We start from the raw sequence: 18015 nt of genomic DNA, 5'->3' as shown, positions 1-18015 counted from the left end.
ATATTTTTTACTATTTTTATTTTACAAATTAAAATCAATATGAAAAATTTAAGAAAATTATCAAAAGTAAATCTGAAAAAGATCAACGGAGGAAGTGCCCCATTATGTGAATCAGGATTCATGGCCTGCAGAGTAAGGGACGAAAACGGAAACCTGATCTGGGAATGCTTGCCTCACTGCAATTATTAAAACAGAAAACGGCACCTTTACAGTGCCGTTTTATTTTATATCTATTACTATTTTACCAGTCTGAAGCTCTTTTTCTTCTTTCAATCATGTGATCTACAGAAACTTTTCCGGCACCCATCACCATCAGAAGCAGATAGACAGACAGGTAAATAAGGCTCATCTCTCTTTTCTCAAACGGATCTGCTCCATGCACAACAAAAGCTGCCATTACCATCGTGAAGATCAGAAATCCTAAGGAAATTCTTGTAAAAAGACCTAATATCAGCAGGATTGAACAAACAAATTCGGCAAATACAGTAAGGATAAGAGAGATCTGAGGTCCCAATCCCATAAAATCGAAAAACTCAATCTTACCGCCTGCCAATAGCATCTGAAGTTTTGGAAACCCGTGCGAAAGCATTGCAAAACCTACAAACACCCTCACGACGAATACAATAATATCTTTAGCTATTGAGCCAGAATTTGAATTGTTATAGTTCATTTACTAAAAAATTTATACTAAGGTAATAAAAATCTTTTAATACAACGGGATTACAACGATTTTAGTTTAGCGGTAACCGAAATTTTTAAGGTCCCTGTCATTCTTCCTCCAGTCTTTTTTCACTTTTACAAATAAGTTCAGGTGAATTTTTTTAGAGAAGAACTTTTCCAGGTCCAGTCTTGCTTCAGTTCCTACCTTTTTGATGGCTTCTCCCTTGTGACCAATGATAATTCCTTTCTGGGTATCTCTTTCCACATAGATGATAGAGTCTATAAAAATGATCCCTTCTTTTTCTTTAAACTGCTCTGTAACCACCTCTACAGAATATGGAATCTCTTTATCATAATTCAGAAGAATTTTCTCACGGATCGCCTCATTTACAAAGAATCTTTCAGGCTTATCTGTAAACTGATCCTTATCATAGTAAGGTGGATTCTCCGGTAATAAAGATTTTATTTTAGGTAAGATAATTTCTGTATTGAAGGCATTCAGGGCAGAAATAGGAAGAATTTCCGCTTTGGGAATTCTGTTGTGCCAGTCTTCTACCAGTTTTTCAAGACCTGCCTGATCCGTCTGGTCTACTTTATTCAACAGCAGAAGTACAGGTACAGGGATTTTATTAAGTTTGTCTATCAAAAATTCTGAAGGTTCCGCCTTGTCGGTAACATCTACGATAAACAGGAATACATCTGCATCCTGCAGAGAATCTTTTACAAAATCCATCATCTTTTCCTGCAGACCATATTTAGGATCCAATACTCCCGGAGTATCAGAGAATACAATCTGAAGGTCATCTTCATTATAAATACCAAAAATTCTGTGACGGGTTGTCTGGGCCTTTTGCGTTACAATCGCCAGCTTCTCCCCCATTAATTGGTTGAGTAAGGTCGATTTTCCGGCATTGGGCTTTCCAACTATATTTACAAATCCAGCTTTGTGCATAAAAATAATATTACGAACTGCAAAGTTAGTAAAACAAAATCGGTCTTTACGGGTAATCTCAATTTTTAAAAGAAAAAAGAGAGTTATTGGGCTTTATGTTACTTTGAGAAAGCACTTTGAGAGAAGACATATTCTTTCAAACATATTGGTTTAAACCACAAAGACAAAAAATTTTTAACACTGAAGGGCACTTTAGAAAGTATAATAGCGTAATGGTAAGTTCACAGAAGGTGAAAATCAAAGATTTTCTTTGCTAAAGCACTGATTTTTAATCACTATAAGCTATTGAACCACAAAAGTCACAAAAGTTTTAAGGGCACTTTAGAAAGTGTAGTAGCGTAATAGTGAGAAGTTCACAGAAGTTGAAAATCAAAGATTTTCTTCGGTATCAGAGTAGAACAACGTTATTAAAGGGATGCGTATTTTTCTTTTTGCAGGGTTGAAGATTCAAGATTTGAAGAAATGCATACTCTAAAAAAATATTAAATAATCTTGTATCGCATTGCCTAAAACTGATATTTTTGAATATTAGAATTCATCTTTATGAATATAGACCAGATTCTCGATTCCATTTATCTGCTTCCTGAAGCTTCCAAAAACAGCTTAAAAGAATACATTACTGAAGTTTCATATCCTAAGGGGTTTTGTCTGATGGAGGCCGACAAGGTAATTCCTTATGTCTATTTCATCCGTAAAGGCATTGCCCGTGCCTATTCTTCCACTTCGGAAAATGATATCACATTCTGGTTCGGAAGCGAAGGCCAATGCGTACTTTCTATGAAAAGCTATGTAGAAGACAAGCCTGGCTATGAAAGCATTGAACTGCTGGAAGATTGCGACCTTTACAGACTGGAAACAGAAAATCTCAAAAAACTTTTCAATGAAGATATTCATATAGCCAACTGGGGCAGAAAGCTTGCAGAAGCTGAAATGATAAAATCTGAGGAACTTATTATTTCAAGACAGTTTAAAACTTCCCTTGAACGGTATAAAGACATTATTACTTATCAACCGGATTTGCTTAAAAGGGTTCAGCTTGGGTATATTGCGTCTTATCTGGGTATTACCCAGGTGAGCCTGAGCAGAATTCGGGCAGAGATTAAGTAAAATGTTGTTTTAAAAATGGAAACGGGAAGATGGATGATGGAAGTCCTGACAGTCGTGACAATGCCTGAAATTTTATTACCCAATCTAAAGGCACAGGGAAATTCAGGTTTTGGCTAAAGCCAATGGAATAGAAATTTATATTGAAAGCGGACTAAAGTCCGCTCCTATTGATAGTATCGGGTATATTGTATTAATGATTACTTATTGAGAGAAAAATAATAAATGATTGCTTCCTTTCTAAAAAACATTCATTGATTAAGGCCATTGGAATATTTCCCATTCAGACTACTATAACTTCTCTATTCCAGCATCCAGCTTCCTTACTGAACATCATTTTTTAACAATTGTAAAATTTTTTCTCCCGTTAAATCCTGAAATTTGCAGAAGAAAAATTTAAAAAAATGAATTGGATAATATTAGTTATCGCAGGTTTATTTGAAGTGGCATTCGCTTCATGTTTAGGAAAGGCGAAAGAAACATCAGGAACTGAAATGTACCTTTGGTATACAGGGTTTCTGATTACGATGACCATCAGTATGCTGTTGCTGATCAAAGCAACCCAGACATTGCCTATCGGTACAGCCTATGCAGTATGGACGGGAATCGGAGCAGTGGGGACTGCCTTAATGGGAATTATTTTCTTTAAGGATCCTGTAAGTTTCTGGAGAGTATTCTTTATCATAACCCTTATCGGTTCTGTGGTAGGATTGAAAGCAGTATCTTCATCACACTAAAAGCATAAACTTCTATCTATATTTAAAAATGAAACCGTCTTCTCTATCGAAGGCGGTTTCGCTTTGTTGAGGAATATCCTTTCCTAAAAGTTCTTATTTCAGACAGCATTCATCGGGAATGTTGACCTGATTACATTGATCTATAAAAAAAACCGTTTTCAAGATGAAAACGGTTTCTATTTTTTAGCTTTTCAGCGCCTGTTACTTTATTATTTTTTATAGACCAATGGCAAGATCTCATTGGTTCTCAGCCCGTATCTTTTAATTTCATCTTCAGAAAATTTCTGAGAATAGAAGTTAATTTCTGTTTCGAAACCTGCTTTTTCCAGGCGGTCAAAGTAATCCATTCCGTACCAGCGAACGTGATCGTACTGCCCGAAATGTTTCTGACGTTCTTTAGGGTCTGTGATACTGAAATCTTCATAAGTTTTCTCCAGTGAATTTTTCATCGGAACCTGAAGAATCCCCCAGCCTCCCGGCTTCATTACCCTGTACAGTTCGCTCATCGCTTTGGCATCATCTTCAATATGCTCAAGAACATGGTTACAGAAAATGATATCAAAGCTTTCATCTTCAAATGGTAAAGCCAGAATATCAGCCTTTACATCCACAATAGGAGAATAAAGGTCTGCAGAAATATAGTTCAGGTTGCTCATTCTTTTGAACTTCCTCAGAAATTCCTGTTCGGGAGCAATGTGCAGCACTTTATAATTTTTGATAAAGAAATCGGTTTCATTCTGAAGATACAGCCACATCTGACGGTGCCTCTCCAGGCTTAATGTCCCCGGAGAAAGGGCATTTTCCCTCTGTTTTCCATATCCGTATGGAAGAAATTTCCGGTACGATCTTCCGTCAATAGGGTCATAAAACTGATCTCCTTTGAAAAGCTGATAGATAAGCGGTCTTGCCCAGATACTCAATTTGATCAGCATCGGGCGTGGAATTTTATTCAGTAAAAGCTTGGCAACCTTTTTCATTAAAAATCCAGTTGGAACGGCTTTTCTTCGTCACTTACAATACCCAGAGCTTCGTAAACGTATTCAAAAGTAGAAAGCAATACAGGTTTACCGTTAATTACCGCTACGTCATGTTCAAAGTGAGCTGATGGCATATTGTCCAGTGTAGTTACCGTCCAGCCGTCATTATGGAATTTCACTTTTTCCGTACCAAGGTTGATCATCGGTTCAATAGCGATAGCCAAACCGTCTTTGATTACTTTACCGCTTCCCTGTCTTCCATAGTTGGGAACCTGAGGATCTTCGTGCATCTTTCTTCCCAAGCCATGACCTACAAGCTCTCTTACGACACCATATCCTTCTTTTTCACAATGTGCCTGGATCGCATGGGAAATATCCCCGATTCTTTTTCCTCTGATACACTGCTCGATCCCTTTGTAAAGAGATTCTTTGGTTACCTGTAATAATTTTTTAACCTCAGGTTTCACTTCACCGATCTCGAAGGTATAGGCATGATCACCTACAAATCCGTTCAGGATCACCCCACAGTCTACAGAAAGAACATCTCCTTCTTTTACCACTTCATTATTCGGGAAACCGTGAACTACCTGCTCGTTTGGAGAGATGCAAAGAGAATTCGGGAAACCTCCGTATCCTAAGAATGCAGGTTCTGCCCCATGATCTTTAATGAAATCATGAGCCAGTTTATCTAAATATAAAGTTGTAATTCCCGGTTTAATTTCTTTTGCCAACATTCCCAATGTTTTAGAAACCAATCGGGCGCTCTCCTTCATGAGACGTAATTCGTCTATCGTTTTTAATTGAATCATCGTATATAGATATATTAGATATGAGATGTTAGAAATTAGATTACAGCATGAGGCGTATTTCTATATTATAACAATCTACAAACTTTTTTGATAAAAAACAGAAACTTTGATCAGCCGTTAAAACTAACTTCTAATATCCGGCTTCTCATTTCTATATTCTACCAGAAAAGTCCTTTTTTCTTTTCTTTTTTTAGTTTTGAGTAGGCAAGAACTTCTTTTCCTTCTACACGGAATTCTATTCTTTCCTGAATAATATTGTAGATTTCACCCCATCCCGGAAATCCTCCTAAATTCCTGTCATCAATGAACCAGTCTGCATCCAGTTTTCTGGACTGATTCTCAGAATCGAATACTTCCCCTTCAAAACTGGAATTCACAGCATAAAATTCAATACCATTCTTTGCACAGAATTCTACTGCTTCGTCTAACGTTTTCCCGTGTCTGTAGGTCCAAAGAATTAATCTATAGCCTTCAGCCTGAAGCCTTTTCAACGTTTCAAAAGCAAAGGTTTTCGGTTTTCCGATTGCAGGATAAGCATCATCCACAATGGTTCCGTCAAAGTCAACAGCAATCTTTTTATTATTTAACATTTTGTTTATTTTTTAGCTTTGCAAAGATAAGAAATAAAAAGAGTGCCAAAAAGAAAGGCACTCAATACTTTTATATTTTAATAATAATATAGAACTACTAGCTTTTTACCCAGCTGAACTGGAACTGAAGATCCGGAGTAGCAACCCTGTCTGTGATCTTCTGTAATCTTGCAGGAAGCTTCATCAGGTATTCCTGGGCTTTCTCTGCTTTTTCTGTAAGACCTTTTACGTGTTCAATCTTCCATTCATCCAGGAGATCTTTCATAATATTGATATAATCCTGACCGGTATATACCATACATCTCTGTGCAGCATCTGAGAAATGGCCCCAAAGCTCTCCTGCCTTCTGTCCTGACTGTCTCATCAGGTGAGCCGGCATTACGATTTTTTTACGCATCATATCTTCAAAGGCAAGGATCATTTCCGAAGGATCTATTTCAAGGATTTTAGCTACGAAATGCTTATAAGCTTTGGCGTGTCTGGCTTCATCTGCTGCAATTACGCCACACATTTTAGCCAGTTTTCCGTTCCCTGACTGCTTAGCCAGTGTACCTACTCTTCTGTGAGAGATGTTGGTTGCTGTTTCCTGAAAACTTGTATAAATGAAGTTTCTGTACGGGTCCATGCTGGTTCCAAGATCGAAACCGTCATTGATCAGGTATTGAGTCGTAATTTCTACTTCTCTCATATTGACTCTACCGCACAGGTAAAGGTACTTGTTTAATAAATCTCCGTGTCTGTTTTCTTCGGCAGTCCAGGCTCTCACCCAGTTGGCCCAGCCCACTTTTTCTTCCTGATTGATCCCGTCAACTCCCATCAACCAGGACTCGTAGGAAGGTAATGCTTCTTCTGTAATACAGTCGCCGATCAGGGTCACAAAAAGATCGTAAGGCATTTCACGGGCAAAAGTCTGAATTTCTTCTAAATCGTGTTTAAATTCTTCGCTTGAAGGATCAGGCAAATAATCGGAAGGCTGCCAAATTTTTTCAATTGGCGTTAAAAATTTATCAAGAAAAGAACTCACTTCCTTTTCCAATATTCCCATTACTTCTTTCCTAACAAGCTTTTGATACATTTTTATATTCAGTTTTAATTAACAAAGATATGATTTATTTATTATTTAGCGCATAATAAAGTATGCAAGTCATACTTTATCTGACATAAATCATAAAAAAATGCCGATATATCAATATAACGGCATTTTTTTAACATTATTATCGAATTTTAGCTCACTAAAATATCTCCTGTCATAGCATTTGGTCTTTCTACCCCCATTACTTTCAGTATGGTAGGGGCTACATCGCCCAGTTTTCCTGGCTTTAGCGTCCATTCATGGTCTTTATCCATTACGATGAAAGGTACCAGATTAGTAGAGTGTTGGGTATTGGGTGTTCCGTCTGCATTGATCATGACGTCTGAATTTCCATGGTCTGCAAGAATGAAGACTGCATATCCGTTTTCGTAAGCGGCTGTTGCCACTTTTTCAATGCACTTATCTACGGTTTCGGCAGCTTTTACAGCAGCTTCAAAAACACCGGTATGGCCTACCATATCTGTATTGGCAAAGTTCAGGCAGACAAAATCAGCTGTTCCCTGCTCCAGTTCCGGAACAATAGCATTGGTAATATCATAAGCAGACATTTCCGGTTTTAAATCGTAGGTAGGAACATCTTTCGGGCTTGGACATAACAGTCTTCTTTCCCCGTTAAACTCCAGTTCTCTTCCTCCTGAAAAGAAGAAGGTAACGTGAGGGTATTTTTCTGTCTCTGCAATTCTGATCTGGGTTTTCCCGTTTTTCTCAAGAACTTCCCCCATTGTTTCCGTCAGTACATTTTCATCAAAGACAACCTGAACATTCTGGAATGTCTTATCATAATTCGTCAGCGTAATATAATAAAGGTTCAGTTTCTTCATACCATATTCAGGGAAATCTTTCTGTGAAAGTACTTCTGTAATTTCTCTACCTCTGTCTGTACGGAAATTGAAACAGATCACCACATCATTATCAATGATCTTTGCAACCGGCACCACGTTCCCTGTTGCGGTTGTATTCACTAAAATGATCGGTTTCAGGAACTCATCGGTTACATTATTATCGTAAGAAGCACGGATCGCTGCCAAAGCATCGGTAGTCTGCTCTCCTATTCCTTCTACAAGGGCATCATATGCAAGCTTTACACGTTCCCATCTTTTATCTCTGTCCATCGCATAATATCTTCCTACAACGGTTGCCAGCTTTCCGATGGTAGCCTCCATATGTTTCTGAAGCTCATCAATGAATCCAAGTCCTGAATGCGGATCGCAATCTCTTCCGTCTGTAAAGGCGTGAACGAAGACATTTTCATTCAGACCGGAATCTTTTGCAGCAGTCAGTAGCCCTTTTAAGTGATTGATATGTGAATGCACCCCTCCATTGGAAACCAAACCGATGAAGTGTACTTTTTTGTTTTCTTTTTTAGCATATTCAAATGCATCCTGGATGACCTTTTCCTGTCCTAATGTTCCGTTCTCCACTGCCATATTCAGTTTTACCAGGTTCTGGTACACTACTCTTCCGGCTCCAAGGTTCATATGCCCTACTTCAGAATTTCCCATCTGACCTGCAGGAAGACCTACGGCAAGACCACTTGCTTCAAGGGTTGTATGGGGAAATTTCTGGTAACAGCTGTCTATAAATGGTGTATTTGCTTTATCTATTGCGGAAACGTCCGGGTTTGTTCCCAATCCCCATCCGTCAAGAATTGCCAGTATTGCTTTTTTCGACATTTTGTAAAACTTTTGTTATACAAATTTACCGAATTTCCGATGAATAGAAGAATTTGGACTCCTGAATTTTATTTGCCTCCGGTTTCTTTATGAAAAGGCATAAAAAATCTGCGTCTTCAAAAGGATCTGCAAGCTCTATTGTTTTTCCCTTAGCAGATTTTAATGATGACGCAGACTGGAATTTTATCTTCTATTGGTTATTCTTTAAAAAAGTCGTCGAATTTCATATTGTTTTTCTTTGTATATTCTTTGATATAGCTATCCAGAAAGCCGCTTTCTTTCAGAAACAGCAATGGATTTTTAATATTCAGGATATCATGAATTGCCTTTTGCTTGTCTGCCTGTTTATTGAAATAAGCTTCGGTTATTCTGTAACCTATCCAGTATCCCAGGTCATTGGGGCGGTCATCTTTTTTGCTCACGCCGTACAGCCAGTCTTTCTGCTCTTCCTGTTTCAGAATGGATACAAATTCTTTAAACAACCGGTCAGAATGCGATTCCCCATATTGGAACGGCACGGGATTGATATGTTCTCCGGAGATAAACTCTCCTATAAAATCTGCTCCGCCTTCTACCAAACATTGCTTCAGTAAGGTATTCTTTCCTTCTGCGTTCTGTTCGAAATGGATCAGCTCATGGGCAATAAGTCCGGTAACGCCGTCAAGATTTTTGAGCATTTCAGTTCCGATGATAATGCCATCGTCAGAGGTTGTTCCGCCTGAATTGAATCTTCCGTAAACAAAATATACCGGTGGAAATTTTGCCTCCGGATACCAGTATTTCAGGGCACTGTAGATCGCTCGTGTCTTTTTTTCCTTTTGCTTTATCCCGGCCAGCACATTGCGGCTTTTCAAATAGTCTTCCCTTCTCTTTTTTACTTTTGAATATAATGAATCGGCATTGATGATTCTGAATTTCGTAAAGCCTTTTACTCCCGGAGAACCGTCTTTTACGTAGTCTGCAAACGGGTTTTCTTTAGAGGTTTCCATCTTGTCAAATGCTTTCCAGAAGCGGTCGGTATCCCTGGTTTCAAATACGGCATTCAACGGATCGTTGGAAAAACCTGTCTGGGCTTTGGAGATTCCAAAAGTTAACAGCAGGACTGCAAGGAAATAATTGGTTTTCATATTAGCTTTTAAAGTTTAAATATCAGCCAAAAATATAAAAAACTTAAACACCATCTGAGGTTTATCTTATATGAAAAAAGTAAACTGTAAGCCGGAATAAGGAAGTAACTGAAATACAACACCATCCATTCTGTGGTCATTCAGTGTGTACTGCGGATATCTCTATTTCAAATGACTTCAGAAGGTTATCAGACCCAATATCTCCGGAAAAAGCCAGTACATTATTTTATAAAATATATTTATTAATCGGCAAATCTTTTTAATTTTGCTTTATGGATTTACGAGATCAACTGAAGAACCTTTTTCCTGATCATGAAGAGCAGGATTTTGAGATGCCTGAAGAAGCATTCAAGCAGAAAGAGCCTTTGGTATGCAAATTTGAGAAAAAAGGGAGAAACGGTAAGCCTGTAACAATTGTTGAAGGCTGGGAAGGCAGTGAAGAAGACCTGAAAAAAATCTCAAAGAAAATAAAAACCACCTTAGGCATAGGCGGTTCTGAGAAGGATGGAACGATCATCATTCAAGGAGACAACCGTGATAAAATAATGAATATCCTTAAAGAGATGGGATACAAGACCAAACGGGTTGGCGGGTAGATCTAGAAATAGATCCGGGTGTCCGGCAGTAAGGTCTTTAAATTTTCAATTTTATTTTTTTCTATAGGATTTCCTGTAAGAATCAGAGTTTTCAGATTTTTCAGCTGACTGATTTCTACAGGAATATCTTTCAGATTGTTGTTGGCCAGATTGATGCTGACTACATTTTTCAATCCTTTTATTGCGGGGGATATTTCCGTGATATTGTTTCCGCTTACATTCAGAAACTCAAGATTTTTAGCCTTGAACAGATTTTCCGGAAGTTTTGCCATCGCATTCTGCTGGAGTTCGAGATATTTTAAGTTTTTGGGAAAAGATAAGTTTCCGAGATCATTGATCTGGTTATCGGAAAGGTTCAGGAATTTTAAATTTTTGATTTTATCAAGTCCATCTGCAATAAAGCTGATCTGATTTCCCTGGAGATTAATTTCTTCCAGCGCAGGAATGTTCATCAATGCCTCGGGAAAGACATTAAGGTTATTGGCATCAAAATGAACAACCTTTAAATTCTGCAGCTTTGCCAGATTAGGATTAATGTTGGTGAGGCTGTTCAGATTCATGGAGAAAGTGGTCAGTTTTTTAAGCTGTCCTATTTCATCAGGAATATATTTAATGCTGTTTTCGTTGACGTTCAGTATTTCCAGCTCTTTTAATGCAAACAGTTCCTGATCCATTTTTTCAAGCTTATTGGCCATAATATTCAGGAAAAACAATGAATCCAGCTTTACGATCTGTGGAGGAAGGTTGAACATTCCTTTCTCTCTGAAGCTTACGCTGTAAACAGCTTTTTTACTGTTCAAAGCATCTTCAATATTGGTAAAAGTGGGATATTTTACCGGATCGATCTGGGCTTTTGCCTGAGAAAGCACCAGGATGGAGATGAATAAAAAAAGCTTTTTCATATGAAAATGTTTGTAGTTTTTTAAACGCGCTGTGCAACCGCATCATCTTACGCTGTGTCTGAGATTGCTATATCATTTGATTTAATGACGCAGGCGGTTTAATAAACAGAAGGGATTTCCGGCAGCTTTGCTGCCGGAAATCCCTGATTACTGATGATTTACTTCTTTAAAAGTTTTACCGTTTTCTGGAAACCTCCTTCTGCTTCAATATTCAAAACCAAAACACGTGAACCTTCCAGCTGCTGGGTAAAGTCCAGATTCAAAGAGGTATTGGTACCGTTGAACTTTTTCGTATAAACGATTTTTCCGTCTAAACTGTAAGCTGTTACTGTAATATCTTTCAATCCTTTGGCTGAATTGATTTTCACCATTCCTGAAGTAGGATTCGGTGCTACTGTTACTGTATTTTCAGCAGCTTTGTTTTCAATTGTTCCCAAAGAACCTTCGATTCCCAAGTTATTTTTAAGTGCAATCACAATGGTTGCCGATTTCCCTTTATAGTTGATGGTATTTCCTGTAGCGTCCACATCCGTAGAGATTGTTGAATCCGGGTGCTGGATTGAGAAGAAGCCAAATTTATGATCCGGGGTAAATGTAAGTCCTGTAGGTTCTGCACCAGCCGGCATAGAAGCAAACAGTTTCACTTTCGGGTTAGCCTGTGTATGGTCCGGGGCAATTACCCAGATATAGTTTTTACCACCATCCTGAAGCACCCAAAGGTTACCAAGCTCATCAAAAGTCAGGTTATCATTTCCATCCCCCCATGCTTCAGACTTCATTCCCTGCGCAGTATTGAAAGAATATACAGAGTTCGCTCCTCCTACAAATGTTTCTACCTGCGATGCCGTTGCTCCGTCATCCTTTAAACGGTATACTTTATCCAATCCTTTTGCTGTGAAATAGATTTTACCATCCAGTGGGCTGATATCCACATCTTCCACCCCATTGAACCTTGTTCCTCCTAATGACAATGCCAGTTGCGCCGTATTGTTCTGATCTGCTTTCTCCTTATTCGGAACCTGAATCCACGTTGCAGTTGAAACTGTAGGATCTCCTGCCGTTAATCCCTGATCCAGTTTTAATACATAAAGGTTTCCTGAAGAAAGGTCATTCGGAGTATCCATTACATATTTATACACCATGTGTGTTCCACCGTCTTCTCCGTAGTAAGCTACAGTTCCTGCATTGTTGATCACTACATTTTCGTGGTTCATGATTCCCATCTGCCAAAGCTTACCTTTGGTTCCGTTAGGGTTTTTAGAGATCACCTGAGCCGTTGCAGGATCTATTTCAACCAGCCAGCCGTAATCTTTGTATCCGTCAGCATTTACATCGTTTGAAGTAACAGATTCTTCAGCAGTCACGATAGTTCCCCAAGGGGTAACACCTCCTGAACAGTTTCTGATCGTCTGTACAAGACTCGGATCTGAGAAGCTTACTGCTCTTGATTTCGTTAGTTCCCAAAGCTTGGTTAAACCGTTATAGTTGATCTCTGCCATGGTAACTCCACCAGGGTTGGTTTCATGGTTTACGGAAAGATACCCATTGGTACTGCTTCCTGCTTTGGCAACATATCCCGTAAAGTCATTCTGCCCTCCTACCAAACCTCCGCCTTCTGTGTAGCTGTCACCTTCTTTTAAAATAAGCTGGTATTTGTGTTCTGCCGGAATGATCAACTTGTCTGTCTGTGCGGTAGGCACAATAGAAGTAAAGCAGCTGATATGGGTTCCGTTACAGGCTACAGGCGTTGTAGTATTGGATGTTGTTTTAAGATAGGCATCAATTCTGAGATCTGAACTGGTTGCACTTCTGTTATGCAATTCAACAGAAATCCTGTTGACACCGTTTACAAATTTTGATTTTGGAATAGAGAAAATATTGTATACATTTTCTGCCGCTCCATCAATGATTGTGCTGGAAAAAGTATTGAAAGTGATCACTCCTGCAGGCATGTTGTCTCTTACTACTTCCTCACCGTTCAGATATACCACAATCCCGTCATCTCTCATCACTCCAAGCTCCATATTATCGGAAAGTGCAGAAAGGTCTACCGTGAAGTCCTTTGCAAAATATGCTGTTGTAAGTCCTGAATTGATCGTAGTTGTTACCGGATCACCATATCCCAGTGGTGCATTTCCCACTGCCCAGGATGAAACATCATAGGTTTTAGCATTCCAGCCGGTTGGCTGAGCCTGGTTGTTGTCTTTGTAGCTCCAGGCTGTCCCCTGATTGAACAGGAAAGTCTGTGCATGGATTCCCGTACTCGCCAATAAAGCCAGGGCCCCAACTGTTAGTAGTTTTTTCTTCATTTTTTATTTGATTTATTAGACCCTGCAAAACTATTTTTTTCGGAACCGTCCTCTGTTAATAGGATTTTAAATCTAAATCATCCAATATTAACTTATCAAAAACCTAATGTTAAGAGGGTTAATTTTTTGTTACAAAAACATAAGGTCCCGAGCTTCCTTTCGGATACAAGTGCCTGAAATCTTTATGGGCTTCATGAAATTTCAGAAACGGACCACTCAAAAAATAAGGTATGCCAACTGACATACCTTATAAACCAAATATTATTTTTAAAATTTATTTAATCATGAATTTTTCCTGAGATGTATCGGTTTTAGATATATAGGATGCGATATATGCTCCCTTAGGAAGGTTCAGCATAATGTTTTCTTCAGATCTTAAACTGAATATTTCTGCTACTTTTTTACCGGACATATCATAAATAATCAATTGTGAGCCTACCCAGGCTTTTGGTACGCGGACCAAAATTGGAGTACCCTGAGCAGAAGGGTTGGGAACAATTCTTGGCAACTGATTTTTCATAACTTCGGAATTAACTCTGGATAATACAGAAGAAGAAGAAGAATTGGTAAGGAAAAACTGGCTGAAAGAATTAACATTTAAATTTGTGTTAAAGGTTACTTTTGTATTAAGACCTGTACCGGAAACCTGATCTGCATTATCGATACTTGCCCCCCAGGTACTTCCAAAATCATTACTTCCTCTTTTGAAAAGACTGTAAGAAGATGCATTCGGATAATTGCCCAATCCTGCATTTTTATAAAATGATAAGGATGCAAGCGGTGAGAATGTAAGATTTGTCCCATAATTGTTTATAATCGTATAAAACCCGAAATTAGTATCCGTATTGGGTAATTGATCCGGATTAATCGTACCTCTTGATATCCATACATCTCCATTCGGATAAGTGCCTGAATTAAACTCCATAGCAACTCCGGCAGTTGTAAAATCTTTTACACCAGAAGACGTAACATTCATTTTTTCACTTACTCCTTCAAAAACAGGAGCATTTGAAGTTAATCTTGTATAGCCTGTTCCCTGATAGGATGCAAAAGTTCCCGAGTTGTTTTTATTAACCGTAATATTCCCGGCCGATTCATTGAACTGAAGATAATACACCAATCCATTTAAAATAGGATCTCCGGCAATACTTTTTGTCAAATGTCTCCATTGTCTGATTTCATCAATAGATAATGGTCTGTTCCAGATTGCCACTTCATCCATTTCCAATTGGGTAAATCTGTTCGTATACCCTCTTCCATAGCTTCCTAAAAACAAGAGGTTGAAAACTTCAGACGGTAATGCTGTATTATTTACACTTTCTTTTCCGTTAACATATATTTTTACATTCGTTCCGTTGCTTACCAATGCGATGTGCGACCATTGCCCTACCGGAGCCTGTAAACCGGAAGACCAGCTCCAGCCCGGATGGAAGCCGATAGTATTGTTGCCTCCTCTGAAATTCATTCCAAATGGATTGCTGCCATCCTGGGACATAAAAATGCCACTGTAATCGGTCTGGATACCGTTTGGTTTTATCCAGCAAGAGAATGTAAACGAATTTTTATTAAGGTTCGCATTATCTATTTTAATATAATCGCCTGTGGTTTGACCAGTAAGTTTTATGCTGTTTCCAGGAAATGTGTCCGGTTGGCTTGTCCCACACTGATTATTGATTTCAATAAAATTATTGAGTGTCTGCGTACTTGTCCCGTACTGATCTGTTACCGTTAAAGTTACGGGATAGGTTCCGTTTGCGGCTCCCGCATAAGAAACCAATGGATTTTCTAATGTGGAAGTAGAAGGTGTTCCTCCCGGAAAACTCCATTGCCATGTAGCACTTGCATTACGTACAACGGAATAATCTTTAAACTGGACTTTTTCTGCAACCGGACAGCCAATTTTATTATTTCCAACTGATATTAAAGCACTGGGAGGACTTATCTCATATAAATCGTGCTCAAATGCGCCTCTGGATGTTCCGATTTTTAATTTATTTTCGTTGTAATTGATAAACATAAAACGGACATCACACATGGGCAAACCATTACCCAGCATTACCCAATTCTGCATCACATTATTTCTGTAAAATATTCCTGCTTTATTACCCACATACACGCCACCGTTTGATCCTCTCTGGAAAATAATTTTCGTAATCGGAGAAGTTGTAAGTACAGAAGAACTAAGATTAGTCCAGGTTGCTCCTCCGTCACCTGACTTTAATACTTTGCATACAGACTGGACGCCGCTGTAAGTTATCCATATTTTGTCAGGATCCTCATCTCCTATAGCAATATCCGATATATTGGTTTGTCCGGAAGTTACCGTGGTATTAGGGGTAATATCAGTCCATGTAACCCCGGCATCTGTCGTCTTCCAAAGTTTATTATTGGTTAAACCTTCAACAACAATCATTACATTGGGATTTTTAGCAGAGATCTTTTCTCTGAATACCTGATTGCCAAAGGTTTTTACAATAGATATACTATTTCCGTTGTCTTCAGTTTTAATAAGAGAGTTTTTCCATGTTGCCAAATTCGGATTGCCTGTAGGATATTGACCTGCGTGATGGGTAATCATGGTATAATATTTATTGGGATGGAATTCTATGGAATTAAAATAAGCATAAATTCCTCCTAAATCCAGGAAATTAGGTTCATTAATCAGTGTATTCACGCCGGTCCTGAAATACCGGTAATTACTATATCCCTGGCTGTAAATATACCGGTCATCCAACGGATTAACGTCTGTATTCCCCTGATCTGCCCCTGTTCCGTTATACCAATCAAAACCATTGGCACTTTCTTTAATCATTACCGGGCCGTGATTATTTCCCGATGCCACCAGATTGCTTTTGAAAGCACTTCCGAAACCCCAAAGCTCATGATTACCGATACTGTTTGTTAAAGTAGTCATTGTGACTCCCAAATTGCCGGATGCTGCCATTTCCCCATCAGTTCCTGTCACAAATTTTCCGTTCACAAAATCCATGGATCTGATATCAGAATGGGTGTATGACGCAGGAGTAGTAAAGGTAGCTCCATTATCTGTGGAAATCCTGATTTGATCCACTCCATAAGTTCCATATACAATCTTATTTTCATCATTACGGTCCATTTGTATGTCGCCATGATGCAGACTGTTAATTCCTCCGGAACCAGGAACCATATTGATTCTTGAATTTTCAACTGCTCCAGTAGCTTTATTAAATTTATAAAGATGAGCCGCCTGATGCCCATAAGCATTAGCACCGCTGCCTGCTGCTACATAGAACGAAGAAGTATTATTTGTTGGTAAAAAAACTTTAACCCAGCCAATAACCTGCCCATTGGCAGTAGTATCCAGGGTTGTAGAATTTAATTGGGTAAAACTTACTCCCTGATTGGTTGATTTATAAACTTTAAAAATATTATTGTTTGATGAGCTGGCAAAATAAACAGAATTCTCATCATTCGGATCCCATTCCAAAGATTCACTCTGCGTTGAAGAGTCCCCAATCTGATAATCTGCAGGAAGACCGGTTTGAACGGCACTCCAGGTATTTCCGCCATCACTCGTTCTGTACAATGAGGTTCCCCAGTGAACAACAACAATATCAGCATTTGAAGGAGAAACTGCAATATCATAAGCTTTTCCGGAATAGTTCGCGGAAGTCATTGTGGTTGCAGTCCAGTTAAGCCCTCCATCTGTAGATTTAATGAGCTGGGTATTGCTTAATGCATACACTGTTTGCGGATTAGCAATACATACGTCAATGTCATTATACTTAGAATCAGGAAAACCGTTGTCTACCAGAGTCCAGGACGTTCCTCCATCTATGGTACGCCACAGCCCTCCGGTTACGAAGGATACAAACATCTTTTGAGCATTGGTAGGATCTATCCTGGTTAAAAACACATACCCTCCATGATTATATTTACTGGAATAATTTGTACTCGCACTATTTACCGGTCCTATTATTGTCCAGTCACCAACTTGTGTCTGTGTGGATGATAAGGCAATATTTTTTACTTTAGGTTGATTAAACAATAAAGGTTCAGAGGTAACTTTCCCCTGATTATCCAGATAAAACAATTTTGTTCTTAACCAGTCTTCGCCAATGCTTCTCGGCTTGCTTTTTTCCCACCTGTGATTACCAAAATACTTGTCGAAACTGGCTTTTACTTTGAAGTAATCGGCATTGTCCTTCATTTCAGAAAACCAGGGTTGGGACTTGTGTCTTAATTCGTATTCGATGTCTTCATCCTCCTCAGTTTCGTTTCTTGCTGCCGGAAGAGTTTGAGCATGATAAATTGCTGAGATCAGCAAAGCAGGTAAAAGAAGTCGTGTTGTTTTCATTATTATTATTTAATTATTAAACCATTATCAATGAAGTAAATTTAAACATTACCAACAATACTTAAACAATATGTGAAAATTTTACTAATATTTTACACTTTTGGTTAATTTAAAAATTACATGATTATGGTAATTCAGTGTTTATCATAC

At 38.6% G+C, this 18015-nt stretch carries 15 protein-coding genes; 4 read left to right on the top strand and 11 right to left on the bottom strand.

The annotated features are described in order from the left end of the window. Nucleotides 1-39: 39 nt before the first annotated feature. A complete protein-coding gene (locus tag BBI00_RS23235) occupies nucleotides 40-189 on the top strand; it encodes a bacteriocin-like protein (protein ID WP_165602493.1) in 150 nt (49 codons plus the stop codon). 52 nt (nucleotides 190-241) lie between these two features. On the opposite strand, the gene BBI00_RS04235 is transcribed toward BBI00_RS23235, so the two are convergent. Further along, a complete protein-coding gene (locus BBI00_RS04235; RefSeq protein ID WP_065397598.1) occupies nucleotides 242-670 on the bottom strand; it encodes a DoxX family protein in 429 nt (142 codons plus the stop codon). A 66-nt stretch (nucleotides 671-736) separates the two neighbouring features. Then, nucleotides 737-1612, bottom strand: a complete 876-nt coding sequence (era, locus tag BBI00_RS04230) for a GTPase Era (protein WP_065397597.1) — start codon at nucleotides 1610-1612, stop codon at nucleotides 737-739. 543 nt (nucleotides 1613-2155) lie between these two features. Here era and BBI00_RS04225 point away from each other — a divergent pair. Both BBI00_RS04225 and BBI00_RS04220 read left to right on the top strand, forming a co-directional pair. After that, nucleotides 2156-2719, top strand: a complete 564-nt coding sequence (locus tag BBI00_RS04225) for a Crp/Fnr family transcriptional regulator (protein WP_065397596.1) — start codon at nucleotides 2156-2158, stop codon at nucleotides 2717-2719. A gap of 401 nt (nucleotides 2720-3120) precedes the next feature. Further along, nucleotides 3121-3453, top strand: coding sequence for a DMT family transporter (locus tag BBI00_RS04220; protein ID WP_065397595.1), 333 nt, complete (start codon nucleotides 3121-3123; stop codon nucleotides 3451-3453). 209 nt (nucleotides 3454-3662) lie between these two features. On the opposite strand, the gene BBI00_RS04215 is transcribed toward BBI00_RS04220, so the two are convergent. The 6 genes from BBI00_RS04215 to BBI00_RS04190 form a co-directional block, all read right to left on the bottom strand. Then, on the bottom strand, nucleotides 3663-4430 hold the full coding sequence (locus BBI00_RS04215) for a class I SAM-dependent methyltransferase (RefSeq protein ID WP_065397594.1): 768 nt from the start codon (nucleotides 4428-4430) through the stop codon (nucleotides 3663-3665). After that, nucleotides 4430-5239 (bottom strand): type I methionyl aminopeptidase, encoded by an 810-nt coding sequence (gene map / locus BBI00_RS04210; protein ID WP_065397593.1) that lies wholly within the window; start codon nucleotides 5237-5239, stop codon nucleotides 4430-4432. The genes BBI00_RS04215 and map overlap by 1 nt, the downstream gene beginning before the upstream one ends. Nucleotides 5240-5397: 158 nt before the next feature. Continuing rightward, nucleotides 5398-5829: a BT0820 family HAD-type phosphatase gene (locus BBI00_RS04205; protein WP_065397592.1), complete on the bottom strand. Its 432-nt coding sequence runs from the start codon at nucleotides 5827-5829 to the stop codon at nucleotides 5398-5400. Nucleotides 5830-5926: 97 nt separating this feature from the next. Beyond that, on the bottom strand, nucleotides 5927-6904 hold the full coding sequence (locus BBI00_RS04200) for an acyl-ACP desaturase (RefSeq protein ID WP_065397591.1): 978 nt from the start codon (nucleotides 6902-6904) through the stop codon (nucleotides 5927-5929). Nucleotides 6905-7053: 149 nt separating this feature from the next. After that, nucleotides 7054-8595 (bottom strand): 2,3-bisphosphoglycerate-independent phosphoglycerate mutase, encoded by a 1542-nt coding sequence (gene gpmI / locus BBI00_RS04195; RefSeq protein WP_065397590.1) that lies wholly within the window; start codon nucleotides 8593-8595, stop codon nucleotides 7054-7056. 197 nt (nucleotides 8596-8792) lie between these two features. Continuing rightward, the gene (locus tag BBI00_RS04190; protein ID WP_065397589.1) at nucleotides 8793-9722 is read right to left on the bottom strand and encodes a DUF2268 domain-containing putative Zn-dependent protease; all 930 of its coding nucleotides are present in this window, start codon (nucleotides 9720-9722) and stop codon (nucleotides 8793-8795) included. 272 nt (nucleotides 9723-9994) lie between these two features. Between BBI00_RS04190 and BBI00_RS04185 the strand changes: the two genes are divergently transcribed. Beyond that, nucleotides 9995-10318, top strand: a complete 324-nt coding sequence (locus BBI00_RS04185; protein ID WP_047099033.1) for a translation initiation factor — start codon at nucleotides 9995-9997, stop codon at nucleotides 10316-10318. Between the two features lie 2 nt (nucleotides 10319-10320). On the opposite strand, the gene BBI00_RS04180 is transcribed toward BBI00_RS04185, so the two are convergent. The 3 genes from BBI00_RS04180 to BBI00_RS04170 all read right to left on the bottom strand — a co-directional run bounded on the left by BBI00_RS04180 (nucleotide 10321) and on the right by BBI00_RS04170 (nucleotide 17865). Further along, the gene (locus BBI00_RS04180) at nucleotides 10321-11220 is read right to left on the bottom strand and encodes a leucine-rich repeat domain-containing protein (RefSeq protein ID WP_065397588.1); all 900 of its coding nucleotides are present in this window, start codon (nucleotides 11218-11220) and stop codon (nucleotides 10321-10323) included. A gap of 158 nt (nucleotides 11221-11378) precedes the next feature. Next, nucleotides 11379-13529: an alkaline phosphatase PhoX gene (locus BBI00_RS04175; protein WP_065397587.1), complete on the bottom strand. Its 2151-nt coding sequence runs from the start codon at nucleotides 13527-13529 to the stop codon at nucleotides 11379-11381. Between the two features lie 274 nt (nucleotides 13530-13803). Further along, nucleotides 13804-17865: a LamG-like jellyroll fold domain-containing protein gene (locus tag BBI00_RS04170; protein ID WP_065397586.1), complete on the bottom strand. Its 4062-nt coding sequence runs from the start codon at nucleotides 17863-17865 to the stop codon at nucleotides 13804-13806. Nucleotides 17866-18015 lie beyond the last annotated feature (150 nt).

Origin of the sequence: Chryseobacterium arthrosphaerae (genome assembly GCF_001684965.1) — a bacterium.
Classification (GTDB): domain Bacteria; phylum Bacteroidota; class Bacteroidia; order Flavobacteriales; family Weeksellaceae; genus Chryseobacterium; species Chryseobacterium arthrosphaerae.
Note: the sequence above shows the minus strand (reverse complement) of the source record. Positions and strands in the feature narration are given on the sequence as shown.